The following is a 16,762-nucleotide window of genomic DNA, read 5'->3' as shown; positions in this document are numbered from 1 at the left end:
TATAGGGAGGGTATTTGCACCCTGCAACCATTGGCTGGTCTGGATGGTCGCGATTCCGTGATGTTTTTGCTAAACGAGTGAGGAAGAACGAAAAATGACTGCTTTGCGCCTCCGGGGCTTTGATATTCACAAGGAATTTCTAGGAAGAGCGGCCCAGCAGGAGGTGCTGGAGGCGGTGCGCGGCGTGGTGCGTCAGGCGCCGTTCTTTCGCCCCGAAGTGCCGCGCGGCGGGCGCATGTCGGTCCGGATGAGCGCGGCAGGGCGCTATGGCTGGTTTTCGGATCGGCGTGGGTATCGTTACGTCACCGAACATCCCGACGGCCAGCCTTGGCCCGAGATCCCGGTCCCGATTATGGCGATTTGGGATCAGTTGACCGGGTTGGAGCGCCGCCCGGAATGCTGCCTGATCAACTACTACGATGCCGATGCGCGTATGGGGCTGCATCAAGACCGGGACGAGGCGGATTTTCAGTGGCCTGTGGTCTCAGTCTCTCTGGGGGATGATGGGTTGTTTCGGATCGGCAACCTGACCCGAGGGGGCAAGACGGAATCGATCTGGCTGCAATCGGGCGATGTGGTGGTGATGGGCGGTGACGCGCGGCTGACCTATCACGGTGTGGACCGGATCAAACCCGGCACCTCGACATTGCTGCCCAAAGGCGGGCGGATCAACTTGACGCTGCGCGTGGTGGAGTAGCGTTTTCTTTGAAAGAGAACGGCGACGGACTTATTCAAAAAGTCCGTCGCTTCAGTGGCTAAGCGAACAACACCCTGTCTGATGTTGCCAGCCATCATTTCCCTGCAGAAGGAAGTCGACCGCCAGCCCATAGGCGCGATCCGACATGCCATCGCTACAGGCCCGCGCCGTAAGCGTGGCGATGGCCGCGCCCTGCCGCCCCTCGGCGATCATGTGAAAACTGTCGCGCCGCCCCTGCGCCGGGCCAGACTGCGTGATGCGGTAATCGCGTGCACCGCCCACCATGGCATCGTAGCTCAACGCCTCGCCGGTCACCTCAAAAGACCAAAACGGCTCCGTCCCGCCGCAATGGGCCACGGGTGGCATCGCACCGGCCCATTGGCCCGCTTGCCGGGTGAGGAAACGCAGAGAGACCCAGCCGCTCCCTTCGCCCGTGTTGACCAAGCCCCAGCCGTGATGGTCATCGGGGCGGATCACTTCGATGTTCTGCGCGTCAGGCTCGAAGTTGCCGATGATCGGGGCGCTGGCACTCGGGGCTTGGCGAATGTTCAATACGTCATCCGCCGCGACACCGCTAACGTCATGCAGGGCGGGCCAAGCATCCTGCGTCGCCCAGACAGGCAGTGCCCAAAGGCAGAGGAAGAGCGCCAGAAGTCTCATCGCCGGGCGTTCCAACTGATGGACGCATGGCGGCGGGTATAGAATTCGCCCATCAGCCCAATCATCAAAAGCACCAGACCCACCCAAAGCGGATATTCCCAACTGGTGTAGCGCGGGTTGTAATTGATGAAGGCAAAGCCGCGCGCTTGGTCGATGCTGTGAAACAGCGGGTTCCAGTCAAACATCGCCAGCATATAGCCGGGCAGGGAGTTGGCGAGGAACATCTTCCCCGAGGCGATCATATTGGCGCGTTGATAGACGGTAGAGAAAATCGTCACGAAGGACGGAAACCACGGTTTGATCGCGAGCATCACCAGCCCGAGCGCGCAGCCGGTAAACCATGCGGTCAGCATCATCCCGAAAGCGGCAAAAGGTTGATCTATGGTGATCGGGGTGACCGCCACATGATAGATGAACAGGATCACGAAGAGCGACAGCACTTGGATATAGAGCGAGCCCACTGCCGCCGATGCGATGGCGATGATCGTGTTCATCGGGGCGTGCTGCATCATCGGGCTTGCCGGTCCCTCAGACCCCGCGACCGCGCCCAAAGCTTTCACATGTGTGAGGTAGAGGAAAATCCCCGACATGAGATAGATGAGGAAGTCACCCCGCACGGCAGAGCCGCGCATCCCGAGGATCGAAAACATCACATAGAAGGCCAGTACGAACATCACCGTTTGCAGCATGTTCATCGCGATGGCGATAAAGGCATTGTTGTGCTGTTTGCGCACGTTGCGCACCACGGAATGGTACACCAGTTCCGCGATGGCGAGGGCAGAACCGATGCCGGATTTCGGCTTTCTGGAAGACTGGAACATGCGCGCGTCCTTGACGAAGCCCTAGCGAGGCACGGAATTCTTGCTGTTCCGTTAGCTCCGCAGCATAAGGGAAACAGTAAATTGAAGCAACGACAGCCCGCAGGGCCGGAGGCAAAATGGATTACGAGAAACTGGTCGCGGAAATGCGGCGGCTGGCATTGGAAGCCGGGGACAAGATCATGGAGATCTACGGTCAGGACGATTTCGAGGTGAAATCGAAATCCGACGACAGCCCCGTCACCGCCGCCGACGAAGCCGCCGATGCGATCATTTCCGACGGGCTCCGCGCCGCTTTTCCCGATGTGATGTTGGTGACCGAAGAGCAGGCTGCGACCCATTCCGCCAAGGGCGATACCTTTCTCATCGTCGATCCGCTGGATGGCACCAAAGAGTTCGTCCACCGCCGCGGGGATTTCACGGTGAACATCGCGCTGGTCGAAGGCGGCGTGCCGACGCGCGGCGTGGTCTATGCCCCCGCCAAAGCCCGGATGTTCTTTACCCAAGCCGACGGCCAGTCGGTCGAAGAGTCCGGCGCATTCGACAAAGGGCCGGTGGGCGAAACCAAAGCGATTTCAGTCTCTAACCCCGACAATGCGGCCCTGATGGTCGTCGCCTCCAAATCCCACCGCGATCAGGCGACCGATGATTACATCGGTAAATACGCTGTGCGGGACATGACTTCTGCGGGGTCGTCGTTGAAATTCTGTCTCGTCGCGACGGGAGAGGCCGATCTCTACCCGCGTTTGGGCCGCACGATGGAGTGGGACACCGCCGCGGGCCATGCGGTGCTGAACGGGGCAGGCGGCGCGGTGGTGCGCTTTGACGACCTCACGCCGCTGACCTACGGCAAGGAAGACTTCGCCAACCCTTTCTTCATCGCCCATGCCCCGGGCGTTGAGTTGAAGGCGGGCTGATGTCTGTCCTGATCGTCATCCCCGCCCGCTATGCCTCCACCCGCTACCCCGGCAAGCCGCTGGTGGCGCTCACCGGGGCGTCGGGCCAGAAACAGACCCTGATCGAACGCAGTTGGCGGGCCGCCAGCGCGGTGTCGGGCGTCGACCGCGTGGTGGTGGCTACCGACGACGACCGCATTCGGGAGGCCGCCGAAGGTTTCGGTGCCGAGGTCGTGATGACCTCGGAGGCCTGCGCGAACGGCACCGAACGCTGTGCCGAAGCCCATGCCGCGCTGGGCGGGGGTTATGACATCGTGGTGAACTTGCAGGGCGACGCCCCGCTGACGCCGCATTGGTTTGTCGAGGGGTTGGTGCAGGGGTTGAAAGACAACCCCGAGGCCGAGATCGCCACCCCGGTTCTGCGCTGTGACGGGGCCACGTTGAACAGTCTTCTGGCCGACCGCAAAGCGGGCCGCGTGGGCGGCACCACGGCGGTTTTCGGCGCCGATAATCAAGCGCTCTACTTCTCGAAAGAGGTCGTTCCCTATACCGGAAAGCCCTTCGCAGAGACGGATATGACCCCGGTCTTCCACCACGTCGGCGTCTATGCCTACCGCCCCGATGCACTGGCCCAATACCCAAGCTGGCCTGTCGGCCCCTTGGAGCAGTTGGAAGGGTTGGAGCAGTTGCGTTTTCTTGAAAATGGCCGCGCCGTACTCTGTGCGGAGGTCGAGGCCAAGGGGCGCGAGTTTTGGGAGTTGAACAACCCCGAAGACGTGCCAAAGCTCGAAGCCATGATGGCGAAAATGGGTCTGGAATGACCGCCACCCCCGTCAGTGCCACGCTCGAAAGCGGCGTGCCTGTCAGCATCGTGATCGCCAGCCGGAATCGGCCCGAAGCATTGCGGCGCTGCCTGACGGGGGTGGAACAGCTTCAATATACCCCTTTCGAGGTCATCATCGTGACCGATCCTGCCGGGATTGCCGTGGCCCGTGCCATGCATTTCGCCGGGGCGTTGAAACTTGTCCCTTTCGACAGGCCGAATATCTCTGTCGCGCGCAACCTTGGGATTGCCGAGGCTGCGGGGGAGGTCGTGGCCTTTATCGACGATGACGCGGTGCCCGAGCCGCAATGGCTGCGCCACCTGCTGGAGCCTGCGCAACAGCCCGAGGTTGCGGCGATGACCGGCTTCGTCCGGGGGCGAAACGGCATCTCGTTCCAATATCGTGCGCGCCGGTTGAATGGTCTCGGAGAGCCGGAAACGCTCGATGTCGACCCTGAAACTCCGAGCATCCTGCACCCTTCGCCCGGGGGGGCAATCAAGACCGAAGGCACCAATATGGCCTTTCGGCGCGAAGTCTTGGTGGAAATGGGCGGCTTTGACCCGGCCTTTCACTACTATCTTGATGAGACCGATCTGAACATGCGGCTGGCGCGGGCGGGCCATGCCACGGCAATCGTGCCACTGGCCGAGGTCCACCACGGTTTCGCCGCCAATGCCATGCGAAGCGCCAACCGCGTGCCGCGCGATCTTTTCGATATCGGGGCGAGTTGGGCTGTGTTCCATCGTAAACATCTGCCCAGACAGGACCGTGCCGCGCACTGGGCACATCTTCGCGCCCAAGAGCGCCGCCGTTTGCTGCGCCATCTGGTAAGCGGCGGGTTGGAGCCGCGTGATGTGCCAAGGCTGCTGCGCAGGTTGGACGAGGGGCACGCCGAAGGGGGGAAGCGCCCTATCGTCCGCGTTACCCTGCCGCAGACAGCCAGCAGCGCTTTCCGCCCCTTTCCCGCCCGCGCCCGGCGCAGCGTGGCCATGTTCACCCGGCCTATTAATCTGGCGCGAGACCGGGCAAAGGCTGCAAAACGGGCATTATCGGGTGAGATCGTGACCCTCATCAACCTTTCGCCGACGGCGCTTTATCATCGCGTTGCCTTTGATCCGGCCCACGCTATTTGGCTGCAAACAGGTGGAATATACGGAAAGTCCACACGGGATGACGCGGTTTTCCGCTTAACTCGGCGCCTCGACAGGCTGCAAAGGGAAGTTAAGCGAGTTGCCAGACAGCGCGGTTTCGGCGAGGATTGTCGCCGATAGGAAGCGCAGGTGGATTGACCGTGGCGTTCTGTATATTTCGAATAAGTGGTAAGGATTAAAATGCGCAAGAAGGTTACAAAAGCGATTTTCCCGGTTGCAGGCATGGGGACACGCTTTTTGCCCGCCACCAAATCGGTGCCGAAAGAGATTATGACCCTCGTCGACCGGCCTTTGGTTCAATATGCAATCGATGAGGCGCGCGCCGCCGGGATCAAGGAGTTCATCTTCGTGACCTCGCGCGGCAAAGGCGCGCTGGAAGATTACTTCGATCACGCCCCGCAGCTTGAGCAGGAGTTGCGCAAAAAGGGCAAGACCGAGCTTCTGGAGACGCTGCAAAGCACCAATATGGACAGCGGCGCAATCGCCTATATTCGCCAGCACAAGGCGCTGGGCTTGGGCCATGCAGTCTGGTGCGCGCGCCGTTTGATCGGCAATGAGCCCTTTGCCGTTATGCTGCCGGATGACGTGATCGCGGCGGAAAAACCTTGTCTTCAACAGATGGTCGAGGCCTATGAAGAAACCGGCGGCAGCATGGTCGCCGCGATGGAGGTGGAACCTTCCCGCACATCCTCTTACGGGATTCTCGATACCAGCGAAGAACGCGGTGATCGTGTGAAGGTCAATGGCATGGTTGAGAAGCCTGCCGTCGACGAAGCACCATCGAACCTTGCGGTGATCGGACGCTATATTCTGGCGCCGACTGTTTTAAAGAACCTGAACAAGCTGAAATCCGGCTCGGGCGGTGAAATTCAATTGACCGATGCGATCGCGCAAGAGATTGAGCAAGACCGCGATGTCTATGGCTTCCGTTTCCGCGGGCAGCGGTTCGATTGCGGCTCTAAAGCGGGCTTTTTGCAAGCGACCGTGGCCTTCGGCCTTGCCCGTGAAGAATTGCGCGACGATCTTGCGGCCTATCTGCAAGGCATCTCGCAAGTCGACCGCGCGGCGCAGTAGGGGCAAGAAGCGGGCCTTTGCAGCAGCAATCTCCCCCCGCGCGGCTGTTGGACCTGACGCGCAGTTTGCGACGGGTCGGGCGGGGCGCGACGGGGGTGGATCGGGTCGAACTGGCCTATCTCTCACATCTTTTGACAGAGGACGCGCCGCTTTTTGGAGTGGCGCGCACTGCTTTGGGCTATGTCCTGCTGGACCGCGATGGGATGCGGGGCTTTCAGGATCGGGTTGCGAGCCGCGTTCCTTGGGGGCGGGCGGATCTGCTTTCGCGCCTGCCGCGGGGGCGTACTGTGGCGCTGAGCCGGGCGGAAAGCGACTTGCGGCGTTTGGCGGTCGCGCGCTGCGTTCCGGCCGGGTTGCCCGCGATGCTCGCTCGGAATCTGCCGCCGGGATTTGCCTATCTGAATGTCGGGCACAGCAATCTGACGGATCGGGTTTTGGGCGCCGTGAAACAGGCGCGGGGGCGAAGTGCCGTTCTGATCCATGACGTGATCCCATTGGAATATCCCGCCTACCAACGCCCCGGCTCCGTTGCGCCGTTTCGGGCCAAGATCGACCGGGTGAGCGCGCAGGCCGATCTGGTGGTTTATAACTCGCAAGACACGCGTCAGCGCAGCGAGGCGCAGATGCGCGGGCGGGTTCCGCCTGCCGTCGTCGCGCATCTTGGCGTCGATCTGCCCGCGCCCGATGCTGGCGAGCTGCCTGCAGGGCTTCCGCCAGAGCGTCCCTATTTCGTCGTTGTCGGTACGATCGAGCCGCGCAAGAACCACGGGTTTTTGCTGGACCTGTGGCAAAAGATGGGGCCCGATGCGCCGCTTTTGCTGATCTGCGGGGCGCGGGGGTGGAACAACAGCGCGGTTTTCGGCCGGCTCGACCGGCTGCCCGAAAACGGCTCTGCGCAAGAGCTAGCGAACCTTAGCGACACAGGATTGGCGGCCTTGGTGCAGGGGGCGGCGGGGATGCTCTTCCCCAGCCATGCAGAGGGGTTTGGCCTGCCCCCGGCAGAGGCGCTGAGCCTTGGAACGCGTGTTTTATGCAACGATTTGCCGGTCTTGCATGAGGTCTTGGGTGACAAAGCCGTTTACGCGCCCCTGAGCGAACCCTATTCATGGATCAGAACAATCGAAGAATGGGCCGCATCTGTGCCAGACCCGCGCCCTGCGACGACTTTTATCGCGCCAACATGGGCCGAACACTTCAAGACCGTGTTAAAGTCGACGTGATGGCGCGGTAGAGGGGCGGTCAGACGCGATAGGTAAGGGGCGGTTTGGGCTTAATTCAGTCATATCGGTTGCGGCTGCAACGCAAGCGCTGGCGCATCCGCGCCTTCCGCAAGCGGCGCGAGTTGACCTCTGTGGCGAACCGGACGGCGCAGATCAAAGCCGACGATATTCTGCTGTTCTGCACGCAGCGCAACGAAGCGATCCGGCTGCCCTATTTCCTGAAATACTACCGCGAGATGGGCGTCGGGCATTTCTTCTTTGTCGATAATGACAGCGACGATGGCGCGCTCGACTATCTGGCCAAGCAACCCGATGTCTCGGTCTGGAGCGCCAAGGCCAGCTACAAACGCGCCCGCTTTGGGGTGGATTGGCTGAACTGGTTGCAGATGAAATACGCCCATGGCCATTGGGCGCTGACGGTCGATCCGGATGAGTTTTTGGTCTACCCCTTTTGTGACACGCGCCCCCTGCGGGCGCTGACCGATTGGCTTGATGCCTCTTCGATCAAGAGCTTTTCGGCGATGCTGCTGGATATGTATCCCAAGGGGCGGCTTGACGAGGAGCCCTATCAGGCGGGGCAGAACCCGATTGAGATCGCCGCATGGTTCGACAGTGGCAATTACACCATTTCGCGCAATCGGCGGTTTGGGAATCTCTGGATACAGGGCGGTCCACGGGCGCGGGTGTTCTTCCCCGATGCGCCTGCCAAGGCGCCCGCGCTGAACAAGGTGCCGCTGGTCAAATGGGATCGGCGCTATGCCTATGTCAGCTCGACCCATATGCTGCTGCCGCGCGGGCTTAATCAGGTCTATGACGAATGGGGCGGAGAGAAAGCCTCGGGCGTCCTCTTGCACGCCAAATTCCTCGACACCTTCGGGGCCAAGGCGGCGGAGGAGTTGCAGCGTAGCGAGCATTACGCGGCTTCGGTCGAATACAAAGCCTATGCCGAACAGCTGAAAGACGACCCGCAGCTTTGGTGCAAATGGTCGGAACGCTACATCAATTGGCGACAGCTTGAGATCCTGGGCCTCATGTCCAAGGGGAACTGGGCATGAGCGTCGGGATCGTCATGTTGGTGCACAACGCTTTTGACCGGGCCGAGCAGGTCGCGCGGCATTGGGCGGCGGCGGGCTGTCCGGTGGTGATCCATATCGACAAGGCGGTGCCCCGGCGGGCGCATGATGCCTTTGTGGCGGCGCTGTCGGATCTCAAGGATGTCTGCTTTAGCCCGCGCAAGCGCTGCGAATGGGGCACTTGGGGGATCGTTGCCGCCTCTCAGGGGGCGGCGGAGATGATGCTCTCGCGCTTTCCCAAGGTGCGCCATGTCTATCTGGCCTCCGGCTCTTGCCTGCCGCTGCGCCCGGTGCAGGAGTTGATCGACTATCTTGACGACCGTCCCCAGACCGATTTCATCGAAAGCGCCACTACGGCAGATGTGCCTTGGACCGTGGGCGGGCTGGATGCAGAGCGGTTTACCCTGCGCTTCCCTTTTTCATGGCGGCGCAACCGCTATCTGTTCGACCGCGCGGTCGAGGTGCAGCGCCTACTGCGGCTAAAACGCCGGATGCCGCGCGGGATCGTGCCGCATATGGGCTCGCAATGGTGGTGCCTGACCCGGCGCACCCTGTCGGCGATCTTGCAAGACCCCGACCGGCCCACCTATGACAAGTTCTTTCGCCATGTTTGGATCCCGGACGAAAGCTATTTCCAGACCCTTGCACGGCTCTATTCCAGCAAGATCGAAAGCCGGTCGCTGACCCTGTCTAAGTTCGATTTTCAGGGCAAACCGCATATCTTTTACGACGATCACCTCCAGCTTTTGCGCCGCTCTGATTGTTTCGTAGCACGCAAGATTTGGCCCCATGCCGACAGGCTCTATGAGGCCTTCTTGACCGACCCTGCCGGTGCGATGAAAAAGACCGAGCCGAACCCCGGCAAGATCGACCGCATCTTTGCCAAGGCGGTGGAGCGGCGCACCCGGGGCCGTGCGGGGCTTTATATGCAAAGCCGTTTTCCAAACGAGGATTGGGAGAATGGCGTCACTGCCGCGCCCTATTCGATGTTTCAGGGCTTTACCGAGATTTTCGAGGATTTTGAACATTGGCTCAGCCGGGCCAGCGGGGCGCGCGTGCATGGGCATCTCTTTGCCCCCGACCGGGTGCATTTCGCGGGCGGGGAAACCGCGCTGAACGGTGCCTTGTCGGACAACCCGGTGCTGCGCGATCACAACGCCAGTGCGTTCTTGACCAATCTGATTTGGAACACCCGGGGCGAGCGTCAGTGCTTTCAGTTCGGCCCGATGGACAATCAAGACATCAACTGGCGTGTGGCCAAGGACCCGAACGCGCATATTTCGGTCATCACCGGCGCTTGGGCGGTGCCGCTGTTCCGCTCGAACCTTGATTTCGCAGATATCCGCCGTCTGGCCGCCAAGCTGCAGAAGACGGAAAGCACGCATTTGGATGTACTGAATTCGCCCTATACCAAGGCGCGTGTGCGGGTCTGGACCATGGCCGATTTCATCGAAGCGCCGATGGAGCCTTTGCAAGATATCCTTGACGAAATTGGCCGCCCCCGTCTGCGCCGCCTGTCAGAGGCGCCGCGCATGGTTGATCTGAACGGCTTCGGCCAGTTCCTCCAGAACCTCAAGAACCAAGGCATGCACCCTTATTTGGTCGGCGATTTTTCGGTCGCCCAAGGGGGCAGCGCCGATGCCAAACCTTCCCCCAAACCCTATCTGGTGAAATAACCCATGCGCGACAAATTCGACAGTTTCGTGGTCTTCGCCGAGATGCGGACCGGGTCCAACTTCCTAGAGGCGAACCTGAACGCCTTTGCCGGGATCGCCTGTCATGGGGAGGCGTTCAACCCTTTCTTCATGGGCTATCCCAAAAGCGAGCCCATCCTTGGCGTTGATCAGGCCACGCGGGACGAAAACCCCAAAAAGCTGCTGGCGGCGATCCGGGGACAGCAGGATGCTTTGGGCGGCTTCCGCTATTTTCACGACCACGATCCGCGTGTTTTCGATGAGATCGTCGAGGATCAGCGCTGCGCCAAGATCGTGCTCACGCGCAACCCGGTCGAAAGCTATGTCAGTTGGAAGATCGCGCAGGCCACGGGGCAGTGGAAACTGACCGATATGAAGGCGCAGAAGGTGGCGCAGGCCGTCTTCGATGCAGATGAGTTCAGCGCCCATTTGGATGCCCTTCAGCAGTTCCAGATCACGCTGCTGAACCGTTTGCAAACCTCCGGCCAGACGGCATTTTACGTGGCTTACGAAGACCTGCAAAGCGTTGAGGTGATGAACGGGCTTGCACGCTATCTTGGCGTGGATGAGCAGTTGGAGGGGCTGGACAAGAACCTCAAGAAACAGAACCCCAGCCCGATCTCGGCCAAGGTCAGCAACTATGACGAGATGCTGGAGGCGCTGGCGCGGCTCGATCGTTTCGATCTGACCCGCACCCCCAATTTCGAGCCACGGCGCGGGCCGAACGTGCCCTCTTATGTGGCGGCGGCGACCAGCGGCTTGATCTATCTGCCGATTAAATCCGGCCCGCAGGATCAGGTGCTGGACTGGCTCGCCGCCCTCGATGGCGTCCCGCGTGAGGCACTGCGCGAGAAGATGTCGCAAAAAGAGCTGCGGCAGTGGAAACGCAAAATGCGCGGGCATCGCGGCTTTACCGTGCTGCGCCATCCCGCCCTGCGCGCGCATGATGCCTTTTGCCGCCATATCCTGACCACGGGGGAGGGCAGTTACCGCCAGCTGCGCAACACGCTGATGCGGCGCTACAAGGTGCCGCTGCCAAAGGATGGCCCCGACGCCGAATATGACCGCGAGGCGCATCGCGCAGCCTTTGTCGCCTTCCTAAAGTTTCTCAAAGGCAATCTGGCCGGGCAAACCTCGATCCGGGTGGATGCTGCATGGTGTTCTCAGGCCCAAGCCATTGCGGGGTTCGGGGCGTTCTGCCTGCCCGACCGCATCCTCCGCGAAGAGGAGTTGGCCAGCGAACTCCCCGCTCTGGCTGCGGGGCAGGGCCATGCCACCGTCCCCGCCGTGCCCCAGATGGTGGAACCCGGCCCCTTCACGCTCGGCGATATCTATGACGATGAGATCGAGGCGCTGACGGCGGAGGCCTATCAGAAGGATTATATGACCTTCGGCTTTTCGCACTGGCGGTGAGGGGCACAGGCTAGATTGATCTTGCCGGTTCTGACGTAAACTGGAACAACAGGGCATCTTGAGCATCCCGCCAAAGGTCGCGCCGTGAGTTTCCTGTCTGTCACCTCTGTTCCCCGGCTGCGGTGGAGTTCGCCTAAAGCCTTCACGCTCAGGCCGCCATTGGCCTCGATGGTGTTTCTGGTTCTGGGACTGGTGATGTTTGGCTTGGGCGAGGCGCTTTTGGTCACGGCGGGCGTCGGCGTCAGCCCTTGGACCGTCTTCGCCGAAGGGGTGACCCGCATCACGGGGTGGAGCCTTGGCTTTGCGACCTTCCTGATCAGCGCCGTGGTTCTTTTGCTCTGGATCCCGCTGATGCAGACGCCCGGTATCGGCACCATTCTGAACGCGGTGATCGTGGCGCTGGTGCTGGAATATGCGCTGCCGATCCTGCCCCACTTCGACAGCTATCTGGCGAATGCCTTTCTGGCGCTGACCGGCGTCTTCGTGACCGGCTTTGGCGGTGCGATCTATCTTGTGGCAAACCTTGGCCCCGGGCCACGGGACGGGTTGATGACGGGGCTGCAACGGGTCACCGGCAAACCCATCGCGCTGGTCCGCATGAGCATCGAATTGTCCGTCGTCGCCATCGGCTGGGCCTTGGGCGGCACCCTGGGCCTCGGCACGCTGCTTTTCGCGGTGGGGATCGGCCCGGCCATGGCGATTGGGATGCAGATTCTGCAACTGCGCAGCGTGGCCCGCTAGGCGGCAGTGCGCGGGTTGCGCTAGGTGACCCGTTCAAAAGGCTGAAATCCGCTTTTTCCTGAAACGACCCCACCGCATACTGCGGTATACCGTCGACCTTCGCCGCCTCTTCCGCTATCAGGGCAGCAAATGCAGCAATTTGGAGCAATCATGTCCGATATCATCTACACCAAAGTTGACGAAGCGCCGGAGCTGGCCTCTGCCTCGCTGTTGCCGATCATCAAGAAGTTCGCCGAAGCCGCCGGTGTGAGCGTCGGCACGAAAGACATCAGCCTCGCGGGCCGTATCCTCGCGACCTTCCCTGAGCATCTGAGCGAAGAACAGCGCCAGTCGGACGATCTGGCGGAATTGGGCCGTCTGGTGAAGACGCCCGAGGCCAATGTTATCAAACTGCCGAACATCTCTGCCTCCGTGCCGCAGCTGGTCGCCGCGATCAAAGAGCTTCAGGCACAAGGCTACGCGCTACCCGACTACCCCGAAGAGCCGAGCACAGACGAAGAAAAAGCCGTGCGCGCCAAATATGACGGCACCAAAGGCTCCGCCGTGAACCCGGTCCTGCGCGAAGGCAACTCCGACCGCCGCGCGGCCAAAGCCGTCAAGAGTTTTGCCCAATCCAACCCGCACCGCATGGGGGACTGGGCCGCCGACAGCAAGACGCATGTCTCATCCATGTCGGGCAATGATTTCTTCTCCAACGAAGTTTCGGCCACGCTTGATGCTGCGACTGGCGCCAAGATCGTGCTGGAAACCGCGGACGGGGAAAAGGTGCTGAAAGAGGGGCTTGAGTATCCTGCCGGCACCGTGGTCGACGCGACCTTCATGAGCGCGGCCGCGCTGAAGGACTTCCTCAACACCCAGATCGAGAAGACCAAAGAAGACGGCATCCTCTTCTCGCTGCACCTCAAAGCCACGATGATGAAGGTCTCCGACCCGATCCTCTTTGGTCACGCGGTCAAAACCTACCTAGCGCCGGTTTTTGAAAAGCATGGCGCAAAGCTCAAAGATCTGGGCGTGAACCCCAACTCCGGTCTCGGCGACCTGCTGGAGCGCGTGAAGGGCGAGAGCGAGATCATGGCCGACATCGACGCCTGCATGGAAGAACGTCCGCCGATGTATATGGTCGATTCCGACAAGGGCATCACCAACCTGCATGTCTCTTCCGACGTGATCATCGACGCCTCCATGCCCGCGCTCATCCGCGCCGGCGGCAAGGGCTGGGGCCCGGACGGCAAGGAGCATGACGCCAACTGCGTGATCCCCGACAGCTCCTATGCACCCGTCTATGACGAGGCGATCAACTTCTTCAAGGAGAACGGCAAGCTCGACCCGGCCACCGCAGGCACGGTGCAGAACATCGGCCTGATGGCGCAGAAGGCCGAGGAATACGGCTCCCACCCGACCACGTTTGAACTGGCCGAAGCGGGCACCGTCAAGATGATCCTCGACGACGGCACCGTGCTGCACCAGCATAAGGTCGACGCCGGTGACATCTGGCGCTCTTCCTCCGCGCGCAAGGCGCCGATCGAGGATTGGGTGAACCTCGCCATCTCGCGCCAAAAGGCTGAGGGCTGCCGCGCGATCTTCTGGCTGGACGCAAACCGCGCCCATGACGCCGAGCTGATCTCCTACGTCAAGCCCATCCTTGAGGCACAGGGCGTTGCCGACAAGTTCGAGATCATGGCCCCCCGCGAAGCGACCCGCGCCTCGCTTGAGACCATCACCAAGGGCGAGAACACCATCGCGATCACCGGCAACGTGCTGCGCGACTACCTGACCGACCTCTTCCCGATCTTAGAACTGGCGACCTCGGCCAAGATGCTGTCCATCGTGAAGCTGATGAACGGCGGCGGCTTGTTCGAGACCGGCGCGGGCGGCTCTGCCCCCAAACACGTTCAGCAGTTGATGGAGCAGAACCACCTGCGGTGGGACAGCCTCGGCGAATTCTGCGCCCTTGGCGAAAGCCTGAAGTTCCTCGCCGATGCCCGCGGCAACGAGAAGGCGCGCGTGCTGGGCGATGCCGTGGAAACCGCGACGCAGGGCATCCTCGACCACGGTCGTTCCCCTTCGCGCAAGGTGGGTGAGCCCGACAACCGCGACAGCCACTATTGGTTCGCGCGCTACTGGGCCGAAGCCGTCGCCGCGCAGAGCGATGACGCGGACCTCGCCGCAGAGTTCGCGCCCGTCGCCAAGGAACTGGCCGACAAGGAAGCCGACATCCTGTCCGAGCTTGCAACGGCCCAAGGCACGGCTGTCGATCTGGGCGGCTACTACCACACCGACGCGGAGAAAACCGCCCGCGTGATGCGCCCCTCCGAGACGCTGAACGGTATCATCGGGTAACTCGCCTGATATAAAAAAATCCGCCGCGCCGCTGTTTAAGCGGCGCGGCGGATTATCGTTTTAAGACTTGGCAGCGGGGCAGAGGCTATACGCCCGCCTACACCCCCTGTAGGGGTGCGTATAGCGTTGCACACTTATCACTGATTTCATTGGCAAAAAATAGGACTTGTGACCAATAATTCGGCACGCCCACTTCGCATAATTCTGCACACGAAGCCTATAAGTTTGCACCGCAAGCACCGTACTCTAGGGACGCGACCAATTATGCCTAACATTGCGCTTTCGGTAAAGTATGCTTGCATTTCCTTCGAAGGGAGGCAACTAGTTAGCTGCGGCGCCGCGTCCGTTCATGACTAGTGAGGTTTTGACGTGCCGGTGCGCAGGTTCGCAGGCCATTGACTGTGGTACTGCGGAGCTAGCGCGGCTTAGTCCGCTGCCGCTGTTTTCGCAAAGCTGATCTCCATGCTTGACCAAGGCGGAGGGCATCTGCTGCTGCACGATGAGTAAAGCGACTACTAGTGTAGGCTTTGAGGAACATCCCAAGGGCACCACCCGAAAAACGTGCTGCGGCGTGTTCTTGTATGCTCTCTATTCTTAAGGCGTCACATGCGTCTATAGTGGCCAATAGGCGATTCAACCATCTTAAGTCAAAATCTGGGGCGTCGCTTAACAACAATGAACTGCTTAAGCGTTCGAGTGCCCATCGGGCTACATCGGTAGCCTGTTCCGCAGTTTTTAGTTCCTGCAGGCCAATGCCTTGTACCCGTTGACTTGCTTCAGACCAAGCGCTCAACTTCCAGTCGGAATGAGGTTTGATGAGCTTCGAGACCGTACGCAGTTTTTCCTGATTATCGAGCCAGCAAACACCAAGCTCAATTGGCCAGCTTTCGTCCCCCAAGCTTGAGGCTTCAAAATCGAGGAATATTATCTCGGCCATCTATCCGCTCACCGATTTGTTTCAGTATCAGCCCTCAGTCCTGTCGAAATTTATGCCCGGAACTCCCCGGTCATGATATCTAAAATTGAGGCTCCCAGCATTGGCAAATGGGTCGTTTCCGGTTTCTAAGGCATGCCATCAGCCTCAAGGTGCTACAACTTAAGGCATCATGAGCGAAAAACTCTTGTCCCCAACGGTTCATGTGGATGCGAAGAGGTCTCGAAATTTTCAACGGATGAGCCATGCTTACGGAGCTCATATCCGCTCTTGCCAAACAGCCCAATAGTCCATATCAGTACAACCATGTCATGCAGCGTCCTCATATCATTCAACGATTGATATACCCCTTTTCCGGGGCTTTGCGGGGCTGCGTCCACATTTTCCCATAGCTACAGTGCTGCGAAGCTCCATCTGATTATTTATTTCGGATGGCCTCCATGACAGTTAAAGTTCCCTTTCTCTCCCGAGTCCGTCATTTTGCCGTAGAAAACGACCGCGTCGAAAGCCGCCTTACGGCCCGCCTCGTGCACCTTCGTATGAGGAAGGCCAATCAGCTCGAAATCGAGTTGAGTGCGGAAGATGAAGTGAAGATCAAACGCCGCGCAAAATTCATTCGCGACCTCCGCAAGGACTACGTTTCGCTGCGCACCTTTAGGAACGAGGACCGCACCCCTCTAAAGAACGTATCGAAGGGCGTAACCTTAAAAGGCCCTGTGACTGAGGATGAAGTAGACGTCCTAGGAGCGGCCCTTCACGACGAAATGCCCTGGATGCAGCCGGTAACGGAAAAGATCTGGTTTGATATGCGCAGGCACGTTCAATCTGGCGGGGTAGGGATCAAGTTCTCGCCAACCCTGATGGTCGGCCCGCCGGGGATCGGAAAATCCCATCTTGCTCGGCGTTTGGGCGAACTCAGCCAAACGCCTTCCGTGGTTATTGACGTATCAGCCACCACGGAAGGCTTCAGCGTGGTGGGCAGCCAGCGCACTTGGGGCAGTTCCACCCCCGGCCGACCGGTACAGACTATCCTAGAGAAGGGCGTCGGGAACCCCATCGTGGTTATCGATGAGATTTGCAAGGTAGGCATTGTCACGTCAACCAGTGGGGCCAGAACGTCAGTCTTAGACGCTCTCTTGGGCCTGTTGGATGTTGATTGTCACTGAGAACTGACCCGGTATTTTCACCGAGATTTGACCCACCCTCAGTTATGCGTCGTGGTTTATG

At 60.3% G+C, this 16,762-nt stretch carries 15 protein-coding genes; 12 read left to right on the top strand and 3 right to left on the bottom strand.

Going from position 1 to position 16,762, the window contains the following annotated elements; genetic code table 11:
* Nucleotides 1–94 precede the first annotated feature (94 nt).
* Nucleotides 95–697: an alpha-ketoglutarate-dependent dioxygenase AlkB family protein gene (locus ACGYK4_RS07145; protein WP_394455806.1), complete on the top strand. Its 603-nt coding sequence runs from the start codon at nucleotides 95–97 to the stop codon at nucleotides 695–697.
* 51 nt (nucleotides 698–748) lie between these two features.
* Here ACGYK4_RS07145 and ACGYK4_RS07140 read toward each other — a convergent pair whose 3' ends face one another.
* Both ACGYK4_RS07140 and ACGYK4_RS07135 read right to left on the bottom strand, forming a co-directional pair.
* The gene (locus tag ACGYK4_RS07140; protein ID WP_394430271.1) at nucleotides 749–1,357 is read right to left on the bottom strand and encodes a COG3650 family protein; all 609 of its coding nucleotides are present in this window, start codon (nucleotides 1,355–1,357) and stop codon (nucleotides 749–751) included.
* Nucleotides 1,354–2,178, bottom strand: a complete 825-nt coding sequence (locus ACGYK4_RS07135; RefSeq protein WP_067264256.1) for an ABC transporter permease — start codon at nucleotides 2,176–2,178, stop codon at nucleotides 1,354–1,356. Before ACGYK4_RS07135 ends, ACGYK4_RS07140 begins: the two co-directional genes overlap by 4 nt.
* Before the next feature lie 116 nt (nucleotides 2,179–2,294).
* Here ACGYK4_RS07135 and cysQ point away from each other — a divergent pair, with 116 nt between their 5' ends.
* From cysQ to ACGYK4_RS07085, 10 genes are all read left to right on the top strand, one after another.
* Nucleotides 2,295–3,092, top strand: coding sequence for a 3'(2'),5'-bisphosphate nucleotidase CysQ (cysQ, locus tag ACGYK4_RS07130; protein ID WP_394455804.1), 798 nt, complete (start codon nucleotides 2,295–2,297; stop codon nucleotides 3,090–3,092).
* Nucleotides 3,092–3,892 (top strand): 3-deoxy-manno-octulosonate cytidylyltransferase, encoded by an 801-nt coding sequence (locus ACGYK4_RS07125; protein ID WP_394455802.1) that lies wholly within the window; start codon nucleotides 3,092–3,094, stop codon nucleotides 3,890–3,892. The genes cysQ and ACGYK4_RS07125 overlap by 1 nt, the downstream gene beginning before the upstream one ends.
* Nucleotides 3,889–5,166 carry a glycosyltransferase family 2 protein gene (locus tag ACGYK4_RS07120; protein WP_394455800.1) on the top strand — a complete coding sequence of 426 codons (1,278 nt, stop codon included), beginning with the start codon at nucleotides 3,889–3,891 and terminating at the stop codon, nucleotides 5,164–5,166. The genes ACGYK4_RS07125 and ACGYK4_RS07120 overlap by 4 nt, the downstream gene beginning before the upstream one ends.
* Nucleotides 5,167–5,226: 60 nt before the next feature.
* Nucleotides 5,227–6,120, top strand: a complete 894-nt coding sequence (gene galU, locus ACGYK4_RS07115) for a UTP--glucose-1-phosphate uridylyltransferase GalU (RefSeq protein WP_394455798.1) — start codon at nucleotides 5,227–5,229, stop codon at nucleotides 6,118–6,120.
* Between the two features lie 17 nt (nucleotides 6,121–6,137).
* The gene (locus ACGYK4_RS07110; RefSeq protein ID WP_394455797.1) at nucleotides 6,138–7,340 is read left to right on the top strand and encodes a glycosyltransferase family 4 protein; all 1,203 of its coding nucleotides are present in this window, start codon (nucleotides 6,138–6,140) and stop codon (nucleotides 7,338–7,340) included.
* 44 nt (nucleotides 7,341–7,384) lie between these two features.
* On the top strand, nucleotides 7,385–8,395 hold the full coding sequence (locus ACGYK4_RS07105) for a glycosyltransferase family 2 protein (protein WP_394434443.1): 1,011 nt from the start codon (nucleotides 7,385–7,387) through the stop codon (nucleotides 8,393–8,395).
* A complete protein-coding gene (locus ACGYK4_RS07100) occupies nucleotides 8,392–10,089 on the top strand; it encodes a beta-1,6-N-acetylglucosaminyltransferase (protein WP_394434445.1) in 1,698 nt (565 codons plus the stop codon). The genes ACGYK4_RS07105 and ACGYK4_RS07100 overlap by 4 nt, the downstream gene beginning before the upstream one ends.
* A 3-nt stretch (nucleotides 10,090–10,092) precedes the next feature.
* The gene (locus tag ACGYK4_RS07095) at nucleotides 10,093–11,520 is read left to right on the top strand and encodes a nodulation protein NodH (protein ID WP_394455795.1); all 1,428 of its coding nucleotides are present in this window, start codon (nucleotides 10,093–10,095) and stop codon (nucleotides 11,518–11,520) included.
* A gap of 84 nt (nucleotides 11,521–11,604) precedes the next feature.
* A complete protein-coding gene (locus ACGYK4_RS07090) occupies nucleotides 11,605–12,261 on the top strand; it encodes a YitT family protein (RefSeq protein WP_394455793.1) in 657 nt (218 codons plus the stop codon).
* A 150-nt stretch (nucleotides 12,262–12,411) separates the two neighbouring features.
* Entirely contained in the window at nucleotides 12,412–14,601 is a 2,190-nt protein-coding gene (locus tag ACGYK4_RS07085; protein WP_394455792.1) for an NADP-dependent isocitrate dehydrogenase, read from the top strand.
* Nucleotides 14,602–15,016: 415 nt separating this feature from the next.
* Here the strand turns inward: ACGYK4_RS07085 and ACGYK4_RS07080 are convergent, their stop codons facing one another.
* Complete coding sequence (locus tag ACGYK4_RS07080; protein WP_394434453.1) at nucleotides 15,017–15,538, bottom strand: hypothetical protein; 522 nt, start codon at nucleotides 15,536–15,538, stop codon at nucleotides 15,017–15,019.
* A gap of 437 nt (nucleotides 15,539–15,975) precedes the next feature.
* Between ACGYK4_RS07080 and ACGYK4_RS07075 the strand changes: the two genes are divergently transcribed.
* On the top strand, nucleotides 15,976–16,701 hold the full coding sequence (locus ACGYK4_RS07075; RefSeq protein WP_394455791.1) for an AAA family ATPase: 726 nt from the start codon (nucleotides 15,976–15,978) through the stop codon (nucleotides 16,699–16,701).
* The last annotated feature ends 61 nt before the right edge of the window (nucleotides 16,702–16,762 follow it).

Origin of the sequence: Sulfitobacter sp. 1A13368, from assembly GCF_043557275.1 — a bacterium.
GTDB lineage: Bacteria > Pseudomonadota > Alphaproteobacteria > Rhodobacterales > Rhodobacteraceae > Sulfitobacter > Sulfitobacter faviae.
The sequence above is the reverse complement of the archived record's forward strand: the minus strand, read 5'-3'. Positions and strand labels throughout refer to the sequence as shown.